A 23,340-nucleotide genomic window follows, 5' to 3' on the forward strand; every position below is an offset into this window, starting at 1 on the left:
GTCGGTCGTCGTCCACTCCACCAGCTGGCGCCATCACGACGGCGAGATCATCCTGACCTATGCGGTGTGTCCCGACCCCGAGCCGTGGCTGCCCGCCGTTGATCTGCCCGTACTGGAGATCGCCCAGGGCGCGGCTCCTGCGGCTCCCACCCCCGAGCGGGTCGGGGTGGCGAACGTGGCCGCGCACGCGATCCGGCACCTGGCGTTCCTGATGTCGGAGGACCTGGTCGTCCGCCAGGCCCTGGAACGGCACGCCGAGATCGTCCCGGCCCTGGAACCGATCGGCAGCCCGGCCTGACCGCCGCCCGCGTACCCGACCGCGACAGAACACCTGGCCGCCAGGGTGTCCTCGGCCGCCGCCTGCTGACGCGGGGCGTCCGGGCCGCGGGCAGCAGCGGCGATAAGGGCGACGAGGGTGGATTCGCGGGCGCGGGGGTCCCGGCGCGGGCCAGGCGGCGGCCCAGCGACCGCATGGGCTTCTCCACGTAGCGGAAGGCGAGGGCGCTGACCGCCAGGATGACGGTGAGAGCCGTGACCGCCAGGGCGACCTGCACCGGCAGGGGCTCCCCGCGCAGGTCGCCGGTGAGCTCGACGAAGAACTTGAGCAGCGGGTGGTGCACCAGGTAGAGCGAGTAGCTGATCAACCCGAGCCGGCTGAGCCAGCGGGGCACCCGCCGCCCGCGCAGTGCCATGCCGCCCGCGAACGTGGCCGCCGCCAGCGCGATCGTGGTGATCCACACGCCCGGCTCGACCCACCACCAGCCCGCCTCGACCGCCCGGATCGGGGCGAGCGCCACGAACGCCGTCGTGACCGCCACCGGCCACAGGCCGCCCGTGCCCCGCTCCCAGCGGTGGACGGCGGTGCCCGCGAACATGACCGCCACCACGGCGACGCCCAGCCACGGCACCCGGCTGCTCAGCACCAGCAGCGCCAGCGCCATCAGCCCGAGCGCGCACGCCGCCGCCGTGCGCAGCCTGCCCGTCACCACGCACACCAGCCCGGCGACCAGCGCCCCCGCGGACGTGTACGCCGGCCAGCCGCCCGACACCACCGCCCCCGGCAGCACCAGCCCGGCCGAGACGGCGCCCGCGCCGAACAGCATGGCGAGCAGGCCGCTGCGTTCGTGCAGCCGCACCGTGAACAGCGCGGCGACCAGCAGGTAGAAGACCATCTCGTAGGAGAGGGTCCACATGGTGTCGGTGACGCCGCCGACGTTGACCACGTCGAGCAGCATCGTCGCGTGCGCGGCCACCGCCGACCCGTCGCGCGGGACGGCCTCGCGCACCGGCACCCACCACGCCATTGCCAGCACCAGCCCGATGACGGCCAGGTAGAGCGGGTAGAGGCGGAAGGCCCGGCTGATCCAGAACGCCCGCAGGTCGCCGTGCCGCTCCAGCGACGCCGGGATGATGTAGCCGCTGACCAGGAAGAACACCAGGATGCCGTAGACGCCCAGGTTGAACCAGTACGGCCGCAGCGAGGGCAGGAACCACGGCAGCAGGTGCTCCGCGACCACGGCCGTCGCGCCGATGCCGCGCAGCGCGTCGAGCCAGGCGAGCCTGGTGGGGGTGAGGTCATGCGGGCGCTCGGTCGGGACAGGTGCGATCGGCACCTGACTCAAATTACCTGTCTTCCCTGGTAGAACGCTGTGTCCGCGTGCCCGGACGCGCTTCGTGGCGAGGGTCCGATGCCCACGCGACGTAGCTGGGCGGGCGGGGCGGCCGAAAGGTCATGGCGAGGGTCCGATGGCTCGGGTGTGTTCTACAGGTGGTGAGGGTGTCTACAGGTGGTGAGGGTGTCTACGGGTGGTGAGGGTGCCGGTGGGTTGACAGGGCGGCGTGGTGGTCGGCGCCCGCAGGGCCGAGCGGGTCGGTGTGGACGGTCGCCGCCCCGCAACCGGGGCACGTCATGGATGAGAAGGACGTCACCAGCCGACGCTGCCCTTGCCGGAGACGAGCGCGCGGGCGATGACCATCCGCTGGACGTCGTTGGTGCCCTCGCCGATCGCCATCAGCGGCGCGTCACGGTAGAGCCGCTCGACCACGTACTCCTGCGAGTACCCGTACCCGCCGTGGATCCGCATCGACTCCAGCGACGCCTTCAGCGCCACCTCGGAGGCGAAGTACTTGGCCATGCCCGCCTCCATGTCCACCCGGTTGCCGCCGTCGGCTCGGGAGGCGGCCCAGTAGGTGAGCAGCCTGGCGGCCTGGATCTCGGTGGCGAGGTCGGCCAGTTTGAGCTGGATGGCCTGGAACTCGGCGATGGGCTGCCCGAACGCGGTGCGCTCGCGGGCGTAGTTCAGCGCGGCGTCGTAGGCGGCCTGGGCGACGCCGACGGCGCGGGCGGCGATGTTGATGCGGCCGATCTCCAGCCCGCCGAGCACCTGCTGCATGCCGCGTCCTTCGACGCCGCCGAGCAGCGCGCCGACGGGCACGCGGACGCCGTCGAGCGCGACCTCACACGTCTCGGTGCCCTTGTAGCCGAGTTTGGGCAGGTCGCGGCTGACGCTGAACCCGTCGGCCGACGGGTCGACGAGCAGCACCGACATGCCCTTGTGCGCGGGTTCGGTGACGGACGTCTTGACCAGCACGGGCAGCGGGTCGGCGTGCCGGGCGTTGGTGATCCACGTCTTGGTGCCGGTCACGACGTAGTGGTCGCCGTCGCGGACGGCCCGCGTCTGGATGCCCTGGAGGTCGGTGCCCGCGCCCGGCTCGGTGAGCGCGATGCCGGTGCGGCGGGCGCCGCCGGCCAGGTCGGGGAGGTGGAGGCGGCGCTGCTCCTCGGTGCCGTGCCGAGCGATCATCAGGCAGGCGAGCGAGTGGGAGCCGATCGTGCCCGCCACGCCCATCCAGCCGCGGGCGATCTCCTCGAAGACCAGCGCGTAGGAGACCATGTCGGCTCCGAGGCCGCCGTACTCCTCGGGCACGGTCAGGCCGAACAGGCCCATCTGCTTCATCAGCTCGATGATCTCGGTGGGGTACCTGCCCGAGTGCTCCCATTCGGTGGCGACGGGCACGATCTCCTTGTCGACGAAGGCGCGCAGCGTCTCGCGGAAGGCCCGCTGTTCGTCGTTCAGCTCGAAGTCCATCCCTGCCTCCTGGGGGTCTCACAGCGGGCCGGTCTTGGCCTGGGGGAAGTAGCCCTTGTCGTGCGGCGCGTCGCGTTTGTAGACCATGACCGTCCGCTGCCACGACATCAGCTCGTCGCCGTCCTGGTTGAGGCCCCTGGTGCGGCAGGTGACGATCCCGGCGTACGGCCGCGACCTCGACTCCCGCTTGCCGGTCACCTTGGACTCGGCGTAGAGGGTGTCACCGACGAAGACGGGGTGGGTGAGCCTGATGTCGTCCCAGCCGAGGTTCATGATGGCGGTCTGGCTCACGTCCATCACCGACAGCCCGAGGACGATCGCGACCGTCAGCCCCGAGTTCACGATGATCTTCCCGACAGGGGCCTTGGCCGCGAAGTGGGCGTTGAAGTGGTTCTGGTTCGTGTTCATCGTCAGCAACGTGAACCAGGTGTTGTCGGCCTCGCTGATCGTGCGGCCGAGCGGGTGCTGGTAGACGTCGCCGACCACGAAGTCCTCGTAGTAGCGGCCGATGCTGGCTTCGTGGACGGTCACGGGCGGCTCCTCGCAGGCACTCGTACAGAACATTATTACAGTGCCGTCGGCGACCGGATGATCACGCGAGGAGTGACCGCGCCGTCGCGGTGGTCAGGCGCGGGCGGCGAGCGTGGCGACCACGGCCACGATGCGGGCGGCGCGTTCCAGCTCGGCGCGGTGGAACCCGGGCCCGTCGGCGCGCGCCACCACCACGTGCAGCCCGTGCGCCGCCACCGGCAGCAGCATCAGCCAGAGCTTGTCGGACGCGATCGTGGCCGCCCGCGGCGGCGCCTCGGGCAGCGCGAAGGCGGCCGGCGCGGCCAGGCTCGCGTGCAGGATCGCGTCACCGGCCAGCGCCAGCGACCACTCGGCGCCGCACAGCCCGGGCAGCGCGTCAACCAGCGTCGCGATCCCGCGTGACGGTTCCGCGGCGACGTGCATGAGCAGGTCGTAGTCGGGCGCCGAGCCCGGCACCTCCCTGGTCGGCCAGACACCCTCGACGCGGACTCCCGGCACCGCCGACATCCGGTCGCGGACCTCGTCCGCACCCACTGAGCCCGGCCAGGACACGGTGAAGTCGTCAACGGCCCTGCCGCCCTCGCGTTCGAGGACGGTGACCTGCAGGATGTCGGCCCCCAGGGCACCGAGCACCCTCGCGACCTGGCCCAGCGAGCCCGGCCGGTCCGGCAGCGACACCCTCAGTCGCAGCAGCATTGCCGCCTCCTTTCCAGAGGCTCTCACAGTGCCGCGCAAAGGTTTCGGGCACGTTCCATGGAGATGTCACACATGCTGCGGATATTTCCCAGCATGCAGCGATTAATCAGGCTTTGTCGACCAGCGCACACGCCCGGCCACCTGCGGTTTTCCTCAGCAAGCCGTGCGGCCCGCCTCATGGCCCGGACGGTACCCCGATTCCTAGCGTGTTCGCCATGATCCTGACGAAGTCCATGACCCTCGCCCTCGCCCTGAGCACCGCGCTCACCGGTCCGCACGACTCCCTGCGGCAGCAACTCGACGCCCTCGTGCAGGCGCGGGCTCTGTCGGCGGCGCTGGTCCTCGTCCGCGACGGCGGCGAGGACTGGTCCACCGCGGTGGGCTACCGCGACGCGCGGACGCACGCGCCCGCCGACGCGCGCGGCTACTTCCGGGTGGGCAGCGTGACCAAGTCGTTCGTCGCCACCGTCCTGCTGCAACTCTCGGACGAGGGCGCACTCGGCCTCGACGACCGGGTGGACAAGCACCTGCCCGGCGCGCTCCCCGAGGGCAGCCCGATCACCGTGCGCCAGCTCCTCAACCACACCAGCGGCCTGTTCGACTACGCGGGCGCGGGCATCCCCGGCTGGTCGGCCAGGGACTACCGCCCCAAGGAGACGCTCTACGACCAGACGCCGCAGGAGTTGCTGGCCGTCGGCCTGTCGAAGCGGCCCTACTTCGAGCCGGGTGGCGGATGGCACTACTCGAACACCAACTACGTCGTCGCCGCCATGCTGGTCGAGAAGCTGACGGGGAAGCCGTACGCGCAGGCCGTCAAGGAGCGTGTCCTGCGCCCGCTCCGGCTGGAGCACACGCTGCTGCCCGGTCACGACACCGCGATGCCGCGCCCGCACGCCCGTGGTTACGCCCGCTACAACGGCCGGACGGTGGACGCGACCAGGATGAACCCGTCCCTGGAGTTCGGCGCGGGCGAGATGATCTCGACGACCGCCGACCTCGCCACCTTCTTCGACGCCCTGCTCGGCGGCAAGCTGACCAGCCAGTCCGCGCTCAAGCAGATGCGCGCCACCCTGCCCGCCTCCGACGGCATGCGATACGGGCTGGGCCTGCAGGAGTTCAGGCTGCCGTGCGGTGGCAGCGTGTACGGGCACAGCGGCGGCACCTTCGGGTACCTGACGTACGTGCTCAGATCCGACTCGGGCCGCACGCTGGTCCTGTCGGCCAACCCGTACACCGGCCAGACTCCGGCCGACGCCCTGCCGAAGGCGCTCGGCACGGTGTTCTGCTAGCCGTCCCGCCCGGCCCCCGAGCCGGGCGGACTCCCTCAGGTCGTGCCGCTAGGCGAAGACGTCCTGCTGGTAGCGGCCCTGCTCTTCGAGGGTGGCCAGCCACGCCTCCCCGTCCCCGCCGGTTTTGTCACGATAAATCGTGATCAGCGCCTGCCGGACGGCGGGCGCCATCCGCAGCCCGTCCCCGCACACGTACACGTGCGCCCCCTGCCCGAGCAGCTCCCACACCCGGTCGGCGTGGGCCGCGACGGCGTCCTGGACGAACCGGTACGGATGCCCTGGCACGGCCGAGTACGCGACGTGCACCCGGACGGGCCCGGCCTCGGCCCAGCCCGCGACCTCCTCCCGGTACAGCCAGTCGTGCTCCGGGTGGCGGCACCCGGCGAACACCTCGGCGGGCCCCGTCGCCTTCGACAGGGCGCGCTCCTCCAGGAAGCCGCGCAGCGGTGCGAACCCGGTGCCGGGCCCGACCAGGACGACCGGCGTGGCGGGGTCGTCCGGCAGCCGGAACGGCGGCGCGGGCACCCTGATGTAGCCGTAGAACACCTCGCCCTCGGCCAGCCCGGCCAGGTAGGCCGAGCACATGCCGTGGTACTCGCCGCTGCCCGACCACGCCGGCCCCTCGACGACGCCCACGGTGATCCTGACCAGCCCGGGGTCGGCCAGCGGCGAGGAGGAGACGGAGTAGTAGCGCGGCCTGATCGGCCCGGCCATCTCCAGGAACACCGGCAGCGGCAGCTCGATCGCGGGGAAGCGGTCGAGCAGCGCCAGCGGCGACAGCCGCTTGGCCAGGACCTCCTCGGCGTAGTCGGCGGTCAGCGCGGCGAGCTGCCCGCGCGTCCACGGGCAGGAGGTGTGGGCGGCCAGCGCCTCCAGGTCCGCCCGGGTGGCGACCTCCTGCAGCTCGGCGAACTCCGTCAGCAGCAGCCCGGCCGTGACCGGCGTGTCCACCGGCAGGTGGGTGGCTCCGGCGGCGCGCAGCCGCACCACCTGCTCCCTCGGGACGCGCAGGCAGCGCAGCGCCCACTCCACCAGTTCGGGGTCGTTCTTGGCGAAGACGGCCAGGTGGTCGCCGGCCGAGTAGGTGACACCCTCGGGCAGCCTGGCCACGATCGACCGGACTCCCGGGCGCGGCGCCTCGACCGAGAAGTCCCACAGCCCGGACGGGTCGCCGGTCAGCTCCTCGGTCGAGACCACGGTCAGCGGGAACGCCCTCGAGGAGACGACCGCGGGCCTGACCTCGGCCTCCGACAGCACCTCCATCTCGTAGCGCGGCCCGGCGTCCTCGGCCGAGGCGCTGTAGACGTCGGCCACGGCGGCCCACAGCTTGGCGGTCCAGGCGGAGACGTCGCCGTCGAAGTCGCCGTCGGCGTCGGCCTCGCCCCGCTCGACCAGCGGGACGGCTCCGGCCGCCGTGAGCTTGTCGAAGGCGCGGCGCGGGAAGTCCTGGTAGGTGGGCCACTGGGTGTTGCCGCAGCCGAGCAGGGCCAGCCGCACCCCCGACAGGTCGGGCAGGGTCTCCAGCGCGTCGAAGCGCTGGGCGTTGTCGGGCGCCTTGCCGTTGTAGGACGAGGCGACCACGACGAGCAGCCCCTCCTGCGGCGGCTCCAGGTCGTCCAGGGTGGTCAGGGTGGTCGCGAGGCCAGCGCGCCCGGCCCGTTCCGCGAGGCGCTCGGCGATGTCGGCGCTGGTGCCGAGGTTGGAGCCGTAGGCGACGGTGAGCGCCACACCGGTGACGGCGAGGTCCTGCTGCGCGCCCTCCTCGGCCGGCAGCTCGGCGACGGCGACGGCGCGCTCGTGCGGCCTGCGCTCGCGCACCCGCACGGTGAACCCCTCGGGCTTGAGGGTGAGCGTCTGCTTGATCTTCATCCGGTAGACGGCGGGGTCGGAGACGGCGAACCGGCGCAGGATCATGGCCAGCGCCAGCCTGGCCTCGGTGAGTGCGAACTGGCGGCCGATGCAGGCCCGCTCGCCGTTGCCGAACGGCTTGTACGCGGCCGGGTGGTGGTTCTTCCTGTTCTCCGGCAGCCAGCGGTCGATGTCGAACTCCTCCGGCCGCTCCCACGCCTTGGGGTGGCGGTGCAGCGACGGAAGCACGACGACGAGCGGCGTGCCCTCCGGCACCGGGAAGCCGCCGACCGTGGTGTCACGCAGGGCGGTCACGGCGAACGCCGGGATCGGGGACCAGACCCGCAGGGTCTCCTCCAGGATGCGCGGGATCACGTCCAGCTTCATGATCGTCTCGTAGCCGGGCGGCTCGTCGCCCGGCAGCATCCTGTCGACCTCGTCGTAGGCCCTGGCCAGGGTGTGCGGGTCGCGCAGCAGGTTGTACAGGGCGAAGGAGAGCAGGCCGCTGGTCGTCTCGTGCCCGGCGATCAGGAAGGTGAGCACCTGGTTGCGGATGTTCTCGTCCGACAGCCGCCCGCCGGTCTTCGGGTCGGACGCCTCCAGCATCAGCCCGAGCAGGTCCTTCGCCCCGCCGCGCGGCTCCGACCTGCGCTGCCTGATGACCTCGTCCACCAGGTCGCGCATGATCTGGATGTCGTTGCGATAGCTCTCCTCCTGCTTGCGCTTGAGCTTGGTGACCAACGGGATCTGCCGGTTGCGCAGCATGGCCTCGGTCAGCGCGCCGCCCATGGCCTTCAGGAACGGGTGCAGTTCGGGCGAGTCGAAGGAGTTGAACCGGTAGCCGAAGCCGGTCAGCGAGATCACGTCGAGGGTGAGCCTGGTCATGTCGTCCGAGACCGGGAGGTCCTGCCCCTGACGGGCGGCCCAGGACCCGACCAGCTGCTCGCCGACCTCCAGCATCTGCGCGTAGTACGCCTTCATCGAACGCTGGCTGAAGGCGGGCATCAGGATGCGGTGCGCCTGCCCCCACACCGGCTCGTCCAGCTCGGCGGTGAACAGGCCGTCGCCGGCGAAGTCGCGGACGATCGACAGGGGCGGCTCGATCCGCTTGCGGAACCTGGTCTCGTCGCACGCCTCGGCGACCAGGTCGGGGTCGTAGACGAAGAGCACCTTCCGGCCGAGGAGCTCCAGCTGGAAGATGCCCTCGTCGTACCTGCTCGCCAGCTCGTTGAAGTGTGCCGCGGGCCCGTGCGCCGGGATCTGCAGGGTGTTGCCCAGCAGCGGCAAGCCCGGTGGGGCCGGGATCTCCTTCATGTCGCCTCCCATGAACTAGCCATACACCGTATGGCTGACGCTACCATACGGTGTATGGGAGTGAGCGCGCGCAGGGGTTCCCCCCTGAGCCAGGAAGAGATCCGTTCGACGGCGCTGCGCATGGTGGACGAGGGCGGCGTCGAGAGCCTGTCGATGCGCAAGCTCGCCGCGGCGCTGAACGTCAACCCGATGTCGCTGTATCACCACGTCGAGAGCAAGGAGGCGCTCATCGGCACGCTCTGCCGCCTGGCGGGGGACGAGCTGCAGCTGCCCCCGGACGACGGCTCACCCTGGCAGGACCAGCTCCGCTCGCTCGCCCTGGCGTACCACGCGATGGCCAGCAGCCATCCGGCCCTGTGGGTCTACGTGCACAACCACCCGGAGATCGTCGCCGACAAGCAGACCGGCCTCTGGCAGGTGCTGCACCGCATCCTGCGCGCGGCGTCGGTGCCCGAGCCGGAGCTGCGCCGCACCGGCGACGTGCTGCACGCCTTCGTGGCCGGGTTCGTGTTCTCCGAGACCAAGGGGCATCTCGACCCCGATCACAACCAGGAGGAGATCGACCGCACCTTCGACACCGCCATCAACCTGATCATCTACGGCCTGTCCGGCCGGTGACGAGTTCCACGAGATGGGGCCAGGCGGCGGCGCCCAGCGCGGCGTCGGCCTCGGGCGTCCCGCCGTACGCGTAGGCGGACGAGGGCGAGGCCGGCGACTCCCCCGGCAGCCTGGGGCGGTGCCCCGCGTCGGCGCCGCTGACGATCCGCGCCTCCCGCCGCCGGGCCAGCTCCCCGGCGAAGGTGAGCGAGGGCCACATCTGGTCGTCGCCGCCGGCGACCAGCAGCAGTTCCGCCCCCGCCGCCTCCACCGGGATGGCGGCCTCGGCGTAGCCCGCGCGGCTGCGCTCGTACAGGCCGCGGAAGGCGACCGGCTCCCCCTCCGGCTCCGCGGGCTGCCAGCCCTCGTCGTAGCCGACGTACGGCACCGGCGCTCCCCGCCACGTCCACGACGACCGGTACGGCCTGGTGACGCCGTCGAGCCCGGCGCCGACGTTGGCCCAGGCCACCGAGGTCGGGGAGATCGCGATCACGGCGTCCAGCCGCTGGTCGAGCGTGGCCAGCAGGAGCACGGCCTCGGCGCCCTTGGACAGGCCCAGCGCGGAGATCCGCCGCAGCCCCCGCTCCCGGAGCAGGTCGATCGCGGCCGTGAAGGTCTCCAGGGGAATCTCGCAGATGCCCGGCGCCTGGCCGGGCCCGCCGAACCAGCGGATGGACAGCGCCGTCACGCCCTGCGCGGCCAGCACCCTGCATCGCTCGCGTTCGATCCGGCCGCTGGACCCGGACAGCACCAGCACGCCTGACCGGCCGCCGCCACGGGGCTCGGCCAGGAAGCCCTGCCACGGTGAGCCGATCTCCCGCTCCACGAGCTCCGTCAGACCGGCGATCCGCCCGGTTTCGTCCATGATCAGACGTTATCCGGCCGGGCGCTCCGCCGCAGTGGCGCCCGCCACACCCCAGCCCGGGACCTGGAAGCGCGCCGACAGCGAGCCGGGCGCGACCTGCTCGCCGCAGGAGCGGCAGACGACCTCCGCGTCCAGCGTGTCGCCGCACGCGTGCTCGAACACCACCGGCGGCCGGTCGGCCAGGTGCCGATCGCCCCACTGCCTGAGCAGGTGCAGGACGCCCTGCAACTCCGCCCCCGCCTCCGTCAGCCGGTACTCGTACCTGGGCGGGCGCTCGCTGTAGGCGACCTTCTCCAGCACGCCCGCCTCGACCAGATGGCGCAGCCGCGCGGCCAGGATGTCGCGCGGCGCGCCGATGTTGCGGACCATCGCGTCGAACCGGCGCACGCCGAAGAACACCTCCCGCAGCACGAGCAGGGAGTACTTCTCGCCGATCACGCCGAGCGCGCCGGCGATGGAGCAGGGACGTGCGGTCGTCATGCCCACCAGGCTACGCGGGGTGCGTTGGTTTTTCCAACGCACTAGGGTTACAGTGAGTCCAGTTTTCCAACTGACAGGAGGACGCCATGCGCGACGCGGTCATCGTGCAAGCCGTGCGCACCCCGATCGGCAAGGGCAAGCCGGGAGGCGCGCTCGCCGGGATCCACCCGGTGGAACTGCTCGCCCACACGCTGCGCGCCCTGATCGACCGCAGCGGCGTGGACCCGTCCCTCGTCGACGACGTGATCGGCGGCTGCGTCGACCAGGTCGGCGAGCAGGCCATGAACACCACCCGCTACGCCTGGCTGTCGGCCGGCTTCCCCGACTCGGTCCCCGCCGTCACCGTGGACCGGCAGTGCGGCTCGTCGCAGCAGGCCGTCCACTTCGCCGCGCAGGGCGTCATCGCCGGCGCCTACGACGTGGCGATCGCCTGCGGCGTGGAGTCGATGAGCCGGGTGCCGATGTGGTCGAACGTGCCACCAGGAGCCGACCCGTTCGGGCCGGGCGTCGCCGCCCGCTTCCCTGGCGGGCTCGTCCCGCAGGGCATCAGCGCCGAACTGATCGCCGCCAAGTGGTCGCTCACGCGCGAGCAGATGGACGCCTTCTCCGTCGGCTCGCACGCCAAGGCCGCCGCCGCCGACCTCACGGACGAGATCGCGCCCATCGCCGGGCTCACCAGGGACGAGTCGATCCGTCCCGGCACCACCATGGAGGTCCTCGCCGGGCTCAGGCCCGCCTTCGCCGACCCCGGCTACGCCGAGCGCTTCCCGCAGATCGACTGGTCGGTCACGGCCGGCAACACCAGCCCCGTCAACGACGGCGCGGCGGCCCTGCTGATCACCAGCGGCGAGACGGCCGCCAGGCTGGGGCTGCGCCCGCTGGCCCGGCTGCACAGCTTCGCCGTCACCGGCTCCGACCCGCTGCTCATGCTGACCGGCGTCATCCCGGCCACCGAGAAGGTGCTGCGCCGCGCCGGGCTGCGGCTCGACGACATCGACCTGTTCGAGGTCAACGAGGCCTTCGCCAGCGTCGTGCTCGCCTGGCTGCAGGAGACCGGCGCCGACCCCGCCCGGGTCAACGTGCACGGCGGCGCCATCGCGCTGGGCCACCCGCTCGGGGCCAGCGGCGCCCGGATCATGACGACCCTCGTGCACGCGATGCGCCGGCGCGGCGCCCGTAACGCCCTGCAGACCATGTGCGAGGCGGGGGGCCTCGCCAACGCCACCATCCTGGAGAGCATCCGATGAAGATCAACGGAAGTGTCGCGCTCGTCACCGGCGCCAACCGCGGCCTGGGGGCCGCCTTCGCCCGCGCCCTGCTCGAGCGCGGGGCGAGCACCGTGTACGCGGGGGCCCGCGACCCCTCGACCATCACCGAGCCCGGCCTGGTGCCCGTGCGGCTCGACGTCACCGACCCGGACAGCGTGGCCGCCGCCGCCGCGCTGTGCGGCGACGTCACGCTGCTCGTCAACAACGCGGGCGTCTCCCGCGGCGACGCCCTGCTGGACGGGGCCTCACTGGACGCGGCCCGCGCCGAGCTGGAGACCAACTACCTGGGCACCCTGTCCATGGGCCGCGCCTTCGCGCCCGTCCTGGGGCGCAACGGGGGCGGGGCCCTGGTCAACATGCTGTCGGTGCTGTCGTTCGTCACGTCGCCGCAGCTGGCCACGTACGCCGCCTCCAAGGCCGCGGCCTGGTCGCTGACCAACGCGCTGCGGCTGGAACTGCGCGAACAGGGCACCCAGGTGGTGGCGGTGCACGCCGGGTACATCGACACCGACATGGTCCGCAGCGTCGACGCGGACAAGATCAGCCCTGCCGAGGTCGCCGCCAGGACCTTCGACGGCGTCGAAGCCGGGCTGCACGAGGTCCTCGTGGACCACCTCAGCCGCTCCGTCAGGTCCGCCCTGTCGAGCGACCTCGGCGTGCTCTACCCCGCCCTCGGATCCGCCTGACCCGCCGCTCGGGCGCCGGGCGAGGGCCGGGACTCTAACGTTCGGCGGGGCGTTCCTGGAGGATCCAGCCGTTTCCGTCGAGATCGTTGAAGAACACGAACGAGTTCCACGGGCCGCCCTTGCCCTCGGCCTGGCTGCCGTCCTTCTCGAAGTGCTGGATCGCGCTGACGGCGACGCCGCGTCCGGCCAGCTCCGCCCGCGCCGCCTCGATGTCGGGCACCACCATCTGCACCCCCTGCACGGACCCGGGAGGCGTGCCGGTCGCCACTCCCAGCACGATCGAGCAGGCCGACCCGGGCGGGGTCAGCTGCACGAACCGGGTGTCGGGGCTGACCTGGGTGTCGTGGTCCACCACGAACCCGACCTGTTCGCTGTAGAACTGCTTCGCCTTGTCGATGTCCGCCACGGGAATGGGGATCACCTCGATCTTCCAGTCCATGGTTCACTTCCCTTCGCTCCGATGCGGCTGTCTCTGTAAGGGCGTCGTCCGGCAGCGTCCCGGATCGACATGGGCAGGACATCAGATTCGCACCGGGAAGGACCCGCATGGACCGCTTCCAGCGGGCCCGGGCGATCGGGGAGGCCGGCCGGCGCGCCCGCGAGCGGGGCGGGAGTCTCAGGGCTGGTAGGCGCCCGCGTCGGGGGTCGCAGGAACGGAGTCGCCGCCGAACCAGCCGGCGCTGAGCCGCGTTCCCCTCCCCCGGGCCGGGGAGGTGGGACGCAGGTGCAGGTCGGTGCGCGAGACGAACTTCGGGTCGGCCTTGACGGAGCCGGGGCCGAGCTTGAAGTGCGCGCTGCGGCTCTGGTAGACGCTGGACCCGTCGTCGGCCCCCTTGCCGTCCTCGTAGCCCGCGTCGCCGCCGACCTTGATGACGTTGCTGCGCAGCTTGAGAATCGCCGGGGAGCAGCCCGCGTGGCAGGACCAGCCGAGCGTGTCGCGGCCAGGCAGGTAGACGGAGTTGTTCACGGCGACCGTCCCCTTGACCGGGCCGACGACGTGCCGGGGGCCCCGGGTGACGAGGAAGGAGCCGCGGTCGAGCGAGGAGGTCACGACGTTGAACGCGAACACGTTGCCGGTGGCGCTCTCGCCCTGCTGGGCGCCGAGTTCGGTGAAGGTCTCGTTGTCGCGGGCGACGTTGTGCGTGATCCGGTTGCGGTTGCCGTTGAAGATCTCGACCGCGGCCCCGTCGACGCCGTAGTCGTAGCTGCGGGCGCGGCTGCCGGTGATGGTGTTGCCGGTGACGAGGTTGTCGTCGCCGTGCAGCAGGATGCCGAACGCGCCCGAGTCGTTGTCGCCGCCCTCGTCGTTGACGCTCATCCGGTTGTTGCCGGTCAGCCTGCTGTCGCGGATGGTGTTGCGGGAGCCCGACGCGGTGACCCACGCTCCGGCGACGTTCCCGTCGGCCTGGACGCCGATGAGTTCGTTGCCGTCGCCGTCGATCTCGAACCCGGCCCACTGGCAGCGGGAGGCGCGCAGCCCGCTGATGCGCCAGTGGTCGCCCTTGACGACGACGCAGTTGCCCGAGTCGCCGCTGATCGAGGCCAGTGCCCCGGTTCCGTACGGCTGGATGACGATGGGCTTGGACGCGGTGCCGTCGGCGGTGAGGGTGAGCGTGCCGGTGAAGCGGCTGCCCCGTTTGAAGCTGACCGCGTCACCCGGCTTGAGGTTGGCGCCGCTGACCTTGTCGAGCGACTTCCACGGCTTGGTGGCGCTGGTGCCCGCCGCCGCGTCGTCCCCCGACCTGGAGTCGACGTAGTAGGTGGTGCCCGCGAGGGCGGAGGCGGGGGCGGCGGGCAGGAGCCCGGCCACGACGGCGACCATGACGGCCACGGAGAACAACCACATGCGGACGCACCACTGTCTGGTCGGGCCCCGAACCGGTGAGGCGCCAACGGTAGCGTGTCAGCGCGCGAGACGGAAGATCCGCAACGAAGGTCCGTCGCCCGGCAGCACGTCCCCGTCGGCGGCGTTGTAGACGCCTTCGGCGCGGGCGCCGATGGGCAGCGGCGCGCCGGGCGCCCGCCGCGCGCACACCAGCAGTGTCTCCTCGGCGGTCTCGCGGGCGAACACCAGGCAGTCGGCGTCGGCGTGCAGCCAGCGCAGGCCGCCGTGGCGCAACGCGGGCTCGGCGCTGCGCAGGCCGAACAGCTCCCGGTAGGCCGCCAGCGTCGTCAGGTCCTGGTCGCCAGGGCGGTTCCACGGCATCGGGGTGCGGGAGTGCTCGCCGTTGACGCCGGTCAGGCCGAACTCGCTGCCCGCGAACACCATCGGCGTGCCGGGCAGGGTGGCCTGCAGGCCGAGCGCGACGAGGTGGCGTTCGCGCGAGCCCGTCACGGTGCGGACGCGCGGCGAGTCGTGGGAGTCGAGGAGCTGCCAGGAGTGGGTCAGCGAGCGCCACGACATGTGCGAGCCGAACGCGCGGAAGGTGGCCAGCGTGTCGAGCCCGTCCTTGGACGGCACGCCGCCCGGCACCCCGAGGAAGTGGTCGAGGTCCAGGTCGGGGCCGCGCAGCCAGGACCAGACCGGGCGGGTGAAACCGCCGTAGTTCATCGTGCCGTGCCAGCCGTCGCCGTCGAGGTCGAGCGAGGCGTCGTGGTTGTGCTCGGCGATGAACGCGGCCTGCTCCGGCAGGGCGCGCCGGAGCAGGGCGGCGACCTCGTGGTTGTAGTCGTCGGCGCCGCGCCTGCCGGTCATGTTGGCGACGTCCACGCGCCAGCCGTCGAGCGGGCCGAGCCACCGGTTCAGCACGGCGGGCACGCGCTCGCGCACCAGGTCGCTGCCCCAGTTGAACTTGGGCAGCGTCTTGAACCCCCACCACGACTCGTAGTCGCCGGTGTCGGGGTCGAAGTAGAACATCTCCCGTTCCGGCGCGTGCACGTCGGAGACGGCGGTGGTGAACCATTCGTGGCTGTCGCCGCAGTGGTTGGAGGTGATGTCGCCGAGCAGCCGCATGCCGCGCTCGCGCAGCGCGCCGGACAGCCGGTGCAGCGCCTCGTCGCCCCCGAGCAGCGGGTCGACCCGGTCGAAGCTCGCGGCGTCGTAGCGGTGGTTGGAGCGGGCGGGGAAGATCGGGGTGAGGTAGACGGTGTCGGCGCCGAGCGCCTGGACGTGGTCGAGGTGCTGGACGATGCCGTCGAGGTCGCCGCCGTAGAACTGCTCGGCGGTGCCGGGGCCGCTGGGGATGACCGGGTCGCGGTCCCAGTCGCGCGGCAGCGCCCAGTCGGGCAGGTCGCGCATGGGCCTGGAGCGGGCGAAGCGGTCGGGGAAGATCTGGTAGACGATCGCATCGGACATCCAGGCGGGCGGCGCCTGGTGGGTGACCAGGCGGAAGTCGCTCGCGTCCGGCACGTCGTGAGTGACGGTCCCCGACGCGGTCAGCCACGACGTGCCCCGGCCGGTGCGCAGCAGGAACCGGTAGCGGGTGACCGGGTTGACGGCGACAATCTCGGCCTGCCACCAGGCGTCCGTCTCGCCGTACCCGCCGACCTGCCGCGACACCGGTGCGGCGGCCACGTAGCGGGGCTCGCCGTCGTGGACGGTCCGGACGTGCACCTCGGTGACGCCGGCGGCGCGGGGCGCCCGCATCCAGACCGTCACCCGCGAGCCGGGCGACGGGGTCTGGGTGGAGACGTAGAGAGGAGAGCCGTCGTGGTGCGGCTCGTCGGCGTAACGCAATGACCTACCCCTTGACAGCTCCGGCGGTGAGGCCGGAGACGATGTACTTCTGCAACCACAGGAACACGCTCACCGTGGGAATCGCGGTGAGCAGGGTGGCCGCGGCGAACATGCCGAAGTTGGCGTTGCGCTGATCCCCCGCGATCATGCCGTACATACCCACGGCGAGCGTCTTGCTGCCGGAGTCGCGCAGGAACACGCTGGCCATGATGAACTCGCTCATGGTGCCGATGAACGCCAGCAGCGCGGTGACCGCGAGGATGGGCGTGACCAGCGGCATGATGATCCGCCAGAAGATCTGCGCGTGCGTGGCGCCGTCGACGGTGGCGGCCTCGTCCAGCTCCTTCGGGACGGTGTCGAGGAAGCCCTTCATCAGCCAGGTGTTCACGCCGAGCGCGCCGCCCAGGTAGAGCAGCATGAGCCCCCACACGGTGTCGAAGCCGAAGGCGGGGTACAGCTCCGTCACCCTGGTGAAGATCATGAAGATCGTCACGACGGCGAGGAACTGCGGGAACATCTGGATCAGCAGCAGCGCGAGCAGCCCGACCCGGCGCCCGCGGAAGCGCATCCGGCTGAAGGCGTAGGCCGCGCACATCGACAGCAGCAGGCTGGCGAACGACGCGGTCAGCGCGATGAACACGGAGTTGAAGAACCAGCGGGCGAAGGGGTAGGTGTCGGAGGTGAACAGTTTGCCGAAGTTGTTCAGGCTCGCCCCGGTGGGCAGCAGGTCGGTGGAGGCCAGGGTGCCCAGCGGGTTGATCGCCGCGGACAGCACGAACAGGATCGGGATCACCGCGAACGCGCACACGACGAGCACGAAGGCGTGCCTCAGCGCGAGCTTCATGCGTAGACCTCCTCCTGCTTGCGGGTCCGCCTGAACGTCACCGCGGAGATGACGGCCACGATCGCGAAGATGAACACCGAGATCGCCGCGGCGAAGCCGAACTGCGAGCCGCCGGTGCCGAACGCCAGCCGGAACGTGTAGGTGATCAGCAGGTCGGTGGCGCCCACCTGCGTGCTCTCAGGGGGGAACGGGCCGCCCTCGGTGGTGAGGCCGATCGCGTTGAAGTTGTTGAAGTTGTACGCGAACGACGAGATCAGCAGCGGTGTCAACGCCACCAGCAGCAGCGGCAGCGTCACCTTGCGGAACCCGGCCATCGGCGAGGCCCCGTCGATGGCGGCGGCCTCGGTCAGCTCGCGCGGGATCGCCTGCAACGCGCCGGTGGTCACCAGGAACATGTAGGGGAAGCCGAGCCAGAGGTTCACCAGGATCACCGCCAGCCGGGCGGTCATCGGCTGGCCCATCCAGTCGACGTCCAGGCCGAACAGCGAGTTGATCAGCCCGAAGTCGCGGTTGAACATGTCCCGCCAGACCAGCAGCATCGCGAACGCGGGCATCGCGTAGGGCAGGATCAGCACGATCCGGTAGATCCGCGTCCCCTTCATGCGGGGGTGGTGCAGCGCCAGCGCGACCGCCATGCCGAGCGCGAACGTGGTCGCGACGGACGCCAGCGCGAACACCATGTTCCACCCGAGCACCCCGAGGAAGTATCCGGAGATGGTGGGGTCGGTCAGCGCCCGGGCGAAGTTCTCGAACCCCACGTTGACCTGCCAGCCCTGCGCCAGATGCGCGCCCTGGGCGTTGACGAAGTAGCCCTGCCCCTCGTCGGCGGTCCACCTGTCGCCGTCGCCCTGGACGCAGTCGCATCCGGCGTCGTAGCCGAGCGCCGCCCGGCCCTCGACGGCGCGGCTCAGCCCGTTGGCCTTGATCAGTCCGCCGGAGGTGGGGACGGCCAGCGCCGAGATCTGCTGCGCCCTGGCCGCCGCCTCGGGCGCGGTGAGCACGGTGAACCCGGGTGCCCGCAGCACCTTGCCCGTGACGCCGACCTGGGCCCCGGTCAGCGGTGACAGCCCCTGGCCGGTGCCGACCCTGGCCTGCTTGGTCTTCGGGTCGACGAGCAGGAACACCAGCTCGCCGTCCTTGAGCGCGGCCGTCAGGTTGTACTCGGGCGAGCCGGGCGCCTGCCGCACCGAGCCCGTCTCGATCGCCGTGATGGCCGCCTGCTTGTCGCCGCGGTGGCCGTCGCCGAAGTTGGTGAACGCGGTGCTCACCGTGTACAGGACGGGGAACACCTGGAACGCCAGCAGGAAGACGGTGCCGGGAACCAGGTACTTGGCGGGGATGAAGCGGCGGGTCAGGTAGAGGTAGGCGATGAGCGCGGTGGCGGCGCACAGCAGCGTGAGCGCCGGCCACGATCCGGCCGCGACCAGCGGCGGCACCGCGTAGACCAGGACCGCGGCGGCCACGGCCAGCACCGCGATCCTGCTCACCAGATAGCCCGTGGTGACCTGCCGGCTCCGCCGCGGAGGGCTTTCGGCCTCCGCGGCCTCGCGGACGTCCAGAGCCATGACGTCAGTTCTTGAGCGAGCTGTCGATGGCCTTCTGCGCGGCCTGCGCGGCCTTGGCCGGGTCGCCGCCCTTGACCACGGCCTCCTCGGCGATGCCGAACGGCTCCCAGACGGCCTGCATCTCGGGGATCGCGGGCATCGGGAAGCCGGACTTGCCCGCGTCCATGAACTTGCCCGCGTCGGCGTCGGTGGCCTTGACCGCGTCGAGGGCGACGGTCAGCGCCGGGGGACGCGGGTCGGCGGCGTAGAGCGCCTTGGCGACGTCGGCGTTGGTCACGTAGTTGGTGACGAACTCCTGGGCGAGGGTCTTGCTCTTGCCCTTGGACGCCACGAAGAACGACTGCACGCCGACGAACGGGGTGGCGGGCTTGCCGTCCTTGAACGACGGGACGGGCGTGACGTCGTAGGTGAAGCCGCCCTTCTTCACGTCGCCCATCGCCCACGGGCCGGAGATCAGGAAGGCGCACTTGCCGCCCGCGAAGTTGGCGATGTAGTTCTCGTTGGTGATGGACGTCTTCAGCGCGCCGTCACCCTTCTCCCCCAGGTCCTTCAGCTTGCCGAACGCCTTGACGGACTCGTCGGAGCCGAGCAGCACCTTCTTCGGGTCGGGGTCGCCGGTCGCGGTGGCGCCGAACAGCGAGCCGCCGCCGGCGGCGAAGATCGGGTAGACGTGGAAGGCGTCGCCCTTCAGCCCGACCGGGAGGCAGAGCAGCTCCTTGACCTTGCCCGCGGCCTTGAGCTCCTTGCCCTTCTTGACCATGTCCTCCAGGGTCGCGGGGGCGTCGGGCGCGAGCTTGGTGTTGCGGATCAGCGCGATGTTCTCGACCGCGTACGGCGCGCCGTACACCTGGCCGTTGAAGGTGACCGCCTTGATGGCGATCTCGGAGAACCCGGCCTTCTGCTCGTCGGTGAGGTTGACCGGGTCGATGGCGCCGTTCTGCACCAGGTTGCCGATCCAGTCGTGCGCGCCGACCATGACGTCCGGGCCGCTGCCCTGCTGGGAGGCGGTGAGGAAGGTCTGCTGGTTGTCCTTGCTGATCTCCTTCACCTCGACGGTCACGCCGTTCTCGGTGCCGAACTGCTCGGCGAAGGGCTTGAGCGCCTTGACCCGGTTGGGGTCGGCCCAGATCACGAGCTTGCCGCTGCCCTTGTCGGCGGCGGGGGCGGACGCGGACCCGCTGGGGGCCGCCGAGGGGGTGGCGGGTTCCGAACCGCCACAGCCCGCGGCGGCGAACGCCAGGGTCGCTGCGGCGGCCACGCCCAGAGCTCGCATGCGCATGGGACCTCCTGAGGTCACGGAGGGAGCGGCGGCACGTCCACGCGTGGCCGCTCGAGAAGCCGTTATCGGCCGCTTTCGCGGCTGACATTTCCGGGACGTTAGCGTCTCTTTGCAAGAAGTGGAAGAACTTGCGCAAGAGCGTTACCTGATCCAGACCCGCCGGATACGCCCTTGACCTCGTGAAGCCGGTGACATTCCGGCTCATGGGCCGAACTGCAACTTTCCGCAACTTACACTTGACCATCCCCGAGCGGTCGCGCGATCCTGCACGGGACATCAGTGCACATCCCCGGAAAGGACCCCCATGCTCGGCAACGACGACTGGTGGCGGGACGCCGTCGTGTACCAGGTCTATCCCCGCAGCTTCGCGGACGCGAACGGCGACGGCATGGGCGACCTGCCCGGTGTGCGCAGCCGCCTGGGATACCTGAGCGAGCTGGGCGTGGACGCGATCTGGCTGAGCCCCTTCTACACCTCACCGATGGCCGACGGCGGCTACGACGTGGCCGACTACCGCGACGTGGACCCGATGTTCGGCGACCTCGCCGACTTCGACGCGCTGATCGAGGACGCGCACGCGCTGGGCATCAGGGTGATCGTGGACGTGGTGCCGAACCACTCCTCCGACCACCACCCCTGGTTCCAGGCCGGGCTGCGCGAGCGCTACATCTTCCGCGACCGGCCCAACGACTGGGAGTCCATCTTCGGCGGCTCCGCCTGGACCCAGGTGGCCGACGGCCAGTGGTACCTGCACCTGTTCGCGCCCGAGCAGCCCGACCTGAACTGGGACAACCCCGAGGTCCGCGCCGAGTTCCGCGACATCCTGCGGTTCTGGCTGGACCGGGGCGTCGACGGGTTCCGCATCGACGTGGCGCACGGCATGGTCAAGGCCGCCGGGCTGCCGGACGTCGGCCCGAAGGAGGGCCGCCAGGCGGAGATGCTGGGCGACGAGCAGCTGCCGTACTTCGACCAGGACGGCGTGCACGACATCTACCGCGAGTGGCGGCCGATCCTCGACTCCTACCCGGGCGGCCGGATGGCGGTGGCCGAGGCGTGGGTGTCGTCGGCCGAGCGGCTGGCCCGCTACGTCGGCCCCGACGAGCTGCACCAGGCGTTCAACTTCGAGTTCATGATGGCGGACTTCCACGCCAAGTCGTTCCGGGCGGTGATCGAGAAGTCGCTGGCGGAGGCGGAGCTGGTCGGCGCCCCGACCACCTGGGTGCTGTCGAACCACGACAAGCCCCGCCACGTCACCCGGCACGGCGGCCTGGCCCGCGCGCGGGCGGCCACCCTGCTCATGCTCGCCCTGCCCGGCTCCGCCTACCTCTACAACGGCGAGGAGCTCGGCCTGCCCGACGTCCTCGACCTGCCCGACGAGCTGCGCCAGGACCCGGCGTTCCGGCGTATCGGCGAGAGCCGCGACGGCTGCCGCGTCCCGATCCCGTGGACCAGCGCGCCCGGCTGCGGCTGGCAGGACCCGTGGCTGCCGATCCCCGGCTCGTGGGCGGAGCTGTCGGCCGAGGCGCAGCAGGACGACCCCGGCTCGACGCTGAATCTCTACCGGGCCGCGCTCGCGACCCGCAGGTCCCACCCGGCGCTCGGTGGCGGGACGCTCACCTGGCTGGACTCCCCCCGCGACGTCCTGGCGCTCGAACGCTCCTCGGGCGACGGCGACACGCTGGCCGTGGTGCTGAACGCCGGCGAGGAGCCCGTCACCCTGGGCGAGCTGGGCCTGTCGGGCGAGGTGCTGCTGTCGAGCGGCCCCCTGCCCGAGGACGGCTCGGTCCCGCCCGACACCGCGATCTGGCTCCAGCCGCGCTGACGGCGGCCTGAGGATGCCGGTAGGCCCTTCGCGGGAGGGCTTACCGGCGCTGTCGCCTTTGGACCAAACTTTCCTTTTAGCCGACTTTTGGCGGCTATCACGGTGAGTACCCTTCGGTGCGTGGTACGCCTGTGGGCCAGATCCCTTCGCGGCCGTGTCACGCTCATCGCCACGGTCGTCGCCGTCCTCCTGCTGATCCCCGCGGGGATCGGCGGTGTTCTCGTGTCCAGATCCATCATCACGAACAACGTCTGGAAGAGCACCTCGCACACCGCCACCCAGGTGGTGGCCGAGGCCCACAACGGGCAGCTGCCTCTCGGCGCCGCGATCCCGGTGCCCGACCCCGAGGTCGACCTGATCCAGATCGTCGCGCCCGACGGCCAGGTCCTCGCCTCCAGCGACGCGGCACGCAACCTGCCGCGGCTCAGCGACGTCCAGCCGCCGCCGGACAACCCGGTCATCAACACCACGAACTGCCTGCCCACGGAGTGCGTCCACCTGACGGCCGCCAGGATGACCTCCGCGGGCGCCTCCTCCACCGTCTACGCCGGTTTCAGCACGCCGACCGTGCTCTCCACCCGGGTGCTGGAAGCGGTGGTGTTCTCACAGATCGCGGTGCTGATCGCGCTGGCGGCCTGGGCGACGTGGCTGGTCACCGGGCGGGCGCTGCGCCCCGTCGCGGCGATGCGCAGCGAGCTGGACGAGATCACCGCCAGCGACCTGAGCCGCCGCGTGACCTACCCCCAAGGCGCGGACGAGGTCGCCGAGCTCGCCAGGTCGATCAACGGCACCCTGGCCAGGCTGGAGCTCTCGACCCGGCAGCAGCGCCAGTTCGCCTCCGACGCCTCGCACGAGCTGCGCACCCCGATCGCCGGGCTGCGCGCCCAGCTGGAGAGCGCCCAGCTCTACCCCCACGACACCGACCTCGACGCCCTGGTGAAGAGCGCGCTGCGCGACACCGACCGGCTGGAGGCGATCATCACCGACCTGCTCCTGCTGGCCAGGATCGGCTCGGGGGTGGACGCGGTCAAGGAGCGCGTCGACCTGTCGGACCTGGTCAGGGAGGAGCTGAGCGTCCGCTCCGACAGGCTGCCCGTGCGGGTGCGGGCGCAGGACGGCGTGGCGGTCTGCGGGATCCGGCTGCAGCTGGCCAGGGTGCTGACGAACCTGCTGGACAACGCCCAGCGGCACGCGGAGAGCTACGTCATGATCCTGGTGGCGCGGGAGGGCGACGACGCCGTCCTGGCGGTGGAGAACGACGGGGTGGAGATCGCGGAGAGCGACCGCGAGCACATCTTCGAGCGCTTCACCCGCCTGGACGCGGCGCGCAGCCGCGACCTCGGCGGCACGGGCCTGGGCCTGGCCATCGCGCGCGACGTGGCGCTGGCGCACTGCGGGAGCATCGAGGTGGACGACTTCGAGGGCGGGGCGCGATTCGTGCTGAGAATTCCGGCCGTTTGACCCGCAAGACGGCGAAATCGGGAATCATGG

At 71.3% G+C, this 23,340-nt stretch carries 19 protein-coding genes; 6 read left to right on the plus strand and 13 right to left on the minus strand.

The window, feature by feature from the left end:
* Positions 1 to 47: 47 nt before the first annotated feature.
* From ABT294_RS46700 to ABT294_RS46715, 4 genes are all read right to left on the minus strand, one after another.
* Positions 48 to 1,613: an acyltransferase family protein gene (locus tag ABT294_RS46700; protein WP_350812974.1), complete on the minus strand. Its 1,566-nt coding sequence runs from the start codon at positions 1,611 to 1,613 to the stop codon at positions 48 to 50.
* Positions 1,614 to 1,925: 312 nt separating this feature from the next.
* Positions 1,926 to 3,089 (minus strand): acyl-CoA dehydrogenase family protein, encoded by a 1,164-nt coding sequence (locus ABT294_RS46705; RefSeq protein ID WP_350812975.1) that lies wholly within the window; start codon positions 3,087 to 3,089, stop codon positions 1,926 to 1,928.
* A gap of 18 nt (positions 3,090 to 3,107) precedes the next feature.
* On the minus strand, positions 3,108 to 3,620 hold the full coding sequence (locus ABT294_RS46710; RefSeq protein WP_350812976.1) for a MaoC family dehydratase: 513 nt from the start codon (positions 3,618 to 3,620) through the stop codon (positions 3,108 to 3,110).
* Positions 3,621 to 3,713: 93 nt separating this feature from the next.
* Positions 3,714 to 4,316: an ACT domain-containing protein gene (locus ABT294_RS46715; RefSeq protein WP_350812977.1), complete on the minus strand. Its 603-nt coding sequence runs from the start codon at positions 4,314 to 4,316 to the stop codon at positions 3,714 to 3,716.
* Between the two features lie 215 nt (positions 4,317 to 4,531).
* On the opposite strand from ABT294_RS46715, the gene ABT294_RS46720 reads away from it, so the two are divergent.
* A complete protein-coding gene (locus ABT294_RS46720) occupies positions 4,532 to 5,605 on the plus strand; it encodes a serine hydrolase domain-containing protein (RefSeq protein ID WP_350812978.1) in 1,074 nt (357 codons plus the stop codon).
* Between the two features lie 48 nt (positions 5,606 to 5,653).
* Here the strand turns inward: ABT294_RS46720 and ABT294_RS46725 are convergent, their stop codons facing one another.
* Positions 5,654 to 8,767, minus strand: a complete 3,114-nt coding sequence (locus tag ABT294_RS46725; protein ID WP_350812979.1) for a bifunctional cytochrome P450/NADPH--P450 reductase — start codon at positions 8,765 to 8,767, stop codon at positions 5,654 to 5,656.
* A 54-nt stretch (positions 8,768 to 8,821) separates the two neighbouring features.
* Here ABT294_RS46725 and ABT294_RS46730 point away from each other — a divergent pair, with 54 nt between their 5' ends.
* The gene (locus tag ABT294_RS46730) at positions 8,822 to 9,385 is read left to right on the plus strand and encodes a TetR/AcrR family transcriptional regulator (protein WP_350812980.1); all 564 of its coding nucleotides are present in this window, start codon (positions 8,822 to 8,824) and stop codon (positions 9,383 to 9,385) included.
* On the opposite strand, the gene ABT294_RS46735 is transcribed toward ABT294_RS46730, so the two are convergent.
* Together ABT294_RS46735 and ABT294_RS46740 are read right to left on the minus strand one after the other, a co-directional pair.
* Positions 9,360 to 10,229: an acyl-CoA thioester hydrolase/BAAT C-terminal domain-containing protein gene (locus ABT294_RS46735; protein WP_350812981.1), complete on the minus strand. Its 870-nt coding sequence runs from the start codon at positions 10,227 to 10,229 to the stop codon at positions 9,360 to 9,362. The two genes, ABT294_RS46730 and ABT294_RS46735, sit on opposite strands and share 26 nt — an antisense overlap.
* Positions 10,230 to 10,238: 9 nt before the next feature.
* Entirely contained in the window at positions 10,239 to 10,709 is a 471-nt protein-coding gene (locus ABT294_RS46740) for a winged helix-turn-helix transcriptional regulator (protein ID WP_350812982.1), read from the minus strand.
* Between the two features lie 86 nt (positions 10,710 to 10,795).
* Between ABT294_RS46740 and ABT294_RS46745 the strand changes: the two genes are divergently transcribed.
* Both ABT294_RS46745 and ABT294_RS46750 read left to right on the plus strand, forming a co-directional pair.
* Positions 10,796 to 11,956, plus strand: a complete 1,161-nt coding sequence (locus tag ABT294_RS46745) for a thiolase family protein (protein ID WP_350812983.1) — start codon at positions 10,796 to 10,798, stop codon at positions 11,954 to 11,956.
* Entirely contained in the window at positions 11,953 to 12,663 is a 711-nt protein-coding gene (locus tag ABT294_RS46750; protein ID WP_350812984.1) for an SDR family oxidoreductase, read from the plus strand. The genes ABT294_RS46745 and ABT294_RS46750 overlap by 4 nt, the downstream gene beginning before the upstream one ends.
* 34 nt (positions 12,664 to 12,697) lie before the next feature.
* On the opposite strand, the gene ABT294_RS46755 is transcribed toward ABT294_RS46750, so the two are convergent.
* The 6 genes from ABT294_RS46755 to ABT294_RS46780 all read right to left on the minus strand — a co-directional run bounded on the left by ABT294_RS46755 (position 12,698) and on the right by ABT294_RS46780 (position 20,027).
* The gene (locus tag ABT294_RS46755) at positions 12,698 to 13,102 is read right to left on the minus strand and encodes a VOC family protein (protein WP_350812985.1); all 405 of its coding nucleotides are present in this window, start codon (positions 13,100 to 13,102) and stop codon (positions 12,698 to 12,700) included.
* Positions 13,103 to 13,279: 177 nt separating this feature from the next.
* A complete protein-coding gene (locus ABT294_RS46760; RefSeq protein ID WP_350812986.1) occupies positions 13,280 to 14,509 on the minus strand; it encodes a right-handed parallel beta-helix repeat-containing protein in 1,230 nt (409 codons plus the stop codon).
* A gap of 57 nt (positions 14,510 to 14,566) precedes the next feature.
* Positions 14,567 to 16,339: a glycoside hydrolase family 13 protein gene (locus ABT294_RS46765; RefSeq protein ID WP_350812987.1), complete on the minus strand. Its 1,773-nt coding sequence runs from the start codon at positions 16,337 to 16,339 to the stop codon at positions 14,567 to 14,569.
* A gap of 4 nt (positions 16,340 to 16,343) precedes the next feature.
* Entirely contained in the window at positions 16,344 to 17,183 is an 840-nt protein-coding gene (locus tag ABT294_RS46770) for a sugar ABC transporter permease (protein WP_350812988.1), read from the minus strand.
* On the minus strand, positions 17,180 to 18,748 hold the full coding sequence (locus ABT294_RS46775) for an ABC transporter permease subunit (RefSeq protein ID WP_350812989.1): 1,569 nt from the start codon (positions 18,746 to 18,748) through the stop codon (positions 17,180 to 17,182). The genes ABT294_RS46770 and ABT294_RS46775 overlap by 4 nt, the downstream gene beginning before the upstream one ends.
* A gap of 4 nt (positions 18,749 to 18,752) precedes the next feature.
* The gene (locus tag ABT294_RS46780; protein WP_350812990.1) at positions 18,753 to 20,027 is read right to left on the minus strand and encodes a sugar ABC transporter substrate-binding protein; all 1,275 of its coding nucleotides are present in this window, start codon (positions 20,025 to 20,027) and stop codon (positions 18,753 to 18,755) included.
* Positions 20,028 to 20,331: 304 nt separating this feature from the next.
* On the opposite strand from ABT294_RS46780, the gene ABT294_RS46785 reads away from it, so the two are divergent.
* Positions 20,332 to 21,849 (plus strand): glycoside hydrolase family 13 protein, encoded by a 1,518-nt coding sequence (locus tag ABT294_RS46785; protein WP_350812991.1) that lies wholly within the window; start codon positions 20,332 to 20,334, stop codon positions 21,847 to 21,849.
* A gap of 120 nt (positions 21,850 to 21,969) precedes the next feature.
* The gene (locus ABT294_RS46790) at positions 21,970 to 23,310 is read left to right on the plus strand and encodes a sensor histidine kinase (protein WP_350812992.1); all 1,341 of its coding nucleotides are present in this window, start codon (positions 21,970 to 21,972) and stop codon (positions 23,308 to 23,310) included.
* The last annotated feature ends 30 nt before the right edge of the window (positions 23,311 to 23,340 follow it).

The organism is Nonomuraea sp. NPDC000554 (assembly GCF_040300065.1).
Taxonomy (GTDB): Bacteria; Actinomycetota; Actinomycetes; order Streptosporangiales; family Streptosporangiaceae; genus Nonomuraea.

Coding starts and splice junctions, on each gene's coding strand:
- ABT294_RS46705 (WP_350812975.1), bottom strand. CDS start 3,089: ATGGACTTCGAGCTGAACGACGAACAGCGGGCCTTCCGCGAGACGCTG.
- ABT294_RS46720 (WP_350812978.1), top strand. CDS start 4,532: ATGATCCTGACGAAGTCCATGACCCTCGCCCTCGCCCTGAGCACCGCG.
- ABT294_RS46740 (WP_350812982.1), bottom strand. CDS start 10,709: ATGACGACCGCACGTCCCTGCTCCATCGCCGGCGCGCTCGGCGTGATC.
- ABT294_RS46725 (WP_350812979.1), bottom strand. CDS start 8,767: ATGAAGGAGATCCCGGCCCCACCGGGCTTGCCGCTGCTGGGCAACACC.
- ABT294_RS46750 (WP_350812984.1), top strand. CDS start 11,953: ATGAAGATCAACGGAAGTGTCGCGCTCGTCACCGGCGCCAACCGCGGC.
- ABT294_RS46745 (WP_350812983.1), top strand. CDS start 10,796: ATGCGCGACGCGGTCATCGTGCAAGCCGTGCGCACCCCGATCGGCAAG.
- ABT294_RS46770 (WP_350812988.1), bottom strand. CDS start 17,183: ATGAAGCTCGCGCTGAGGCACGCCTTCGTGCTCGTCGTGTGCGCGTTC.
- ABT294_RS46715 (WP_350812977.1), bottom strand. CDS start 4,316: ATGCTGCTGCGACTGAGGGTGTCGCTGCCGGACCGGCCGGGCTCGCTG.
- ABT294_RS46785 (WP_350812991.1), top strand. CDS start 20,332: ATGCTCGGCAACGACGACTGGTGGCGGGACGCCGTCGTGTACCAGGTC.
- ABT294_RS46775 (WP_350812989.1), bottom strand. CDS start 18,748: ATGGCTCTGGACGTCCGCGAGGCCGCGGAGGCCGAAAGCCCTCCGCGG.
- ABT294_RS46730 (WP_350812980.1), top strand. CDS start 8,822: ATGGGAGTGAGCGCGCGCAGGGGTTCCCCCCTGAGCCAGGAAGAGATC.
- ABT294_RS46735 (WP_350812981.1), bottom strand. CDS start 10,229: ATGGACGAAACCGGGCGGATCGCCGGTCTGACGGAGCTCGTGGAGCGG.
- ABT294_RS46780 (WP_350812990.1), bottom strand. CDS start 20,027: ATGCGCATGCGAGCTCTGGGCGTGGCCGCCGCAGCGACCCTGGCGTTC.
- ABT294_RS46760 (WP_350812986.1), bottom strand. CDS start 14,509: ATGTGGTTGTTCTCCGTGGCCGTCATGGTCGCCGTCGTGGCCGGGCTC.
- ABT294_RS46755 (WP_350812985.1), bottom strand. CDS start 13,102: ATGGACTGGAAGATCGAGGTGATCCCCATTCCCGTGGCGGACATCGAC.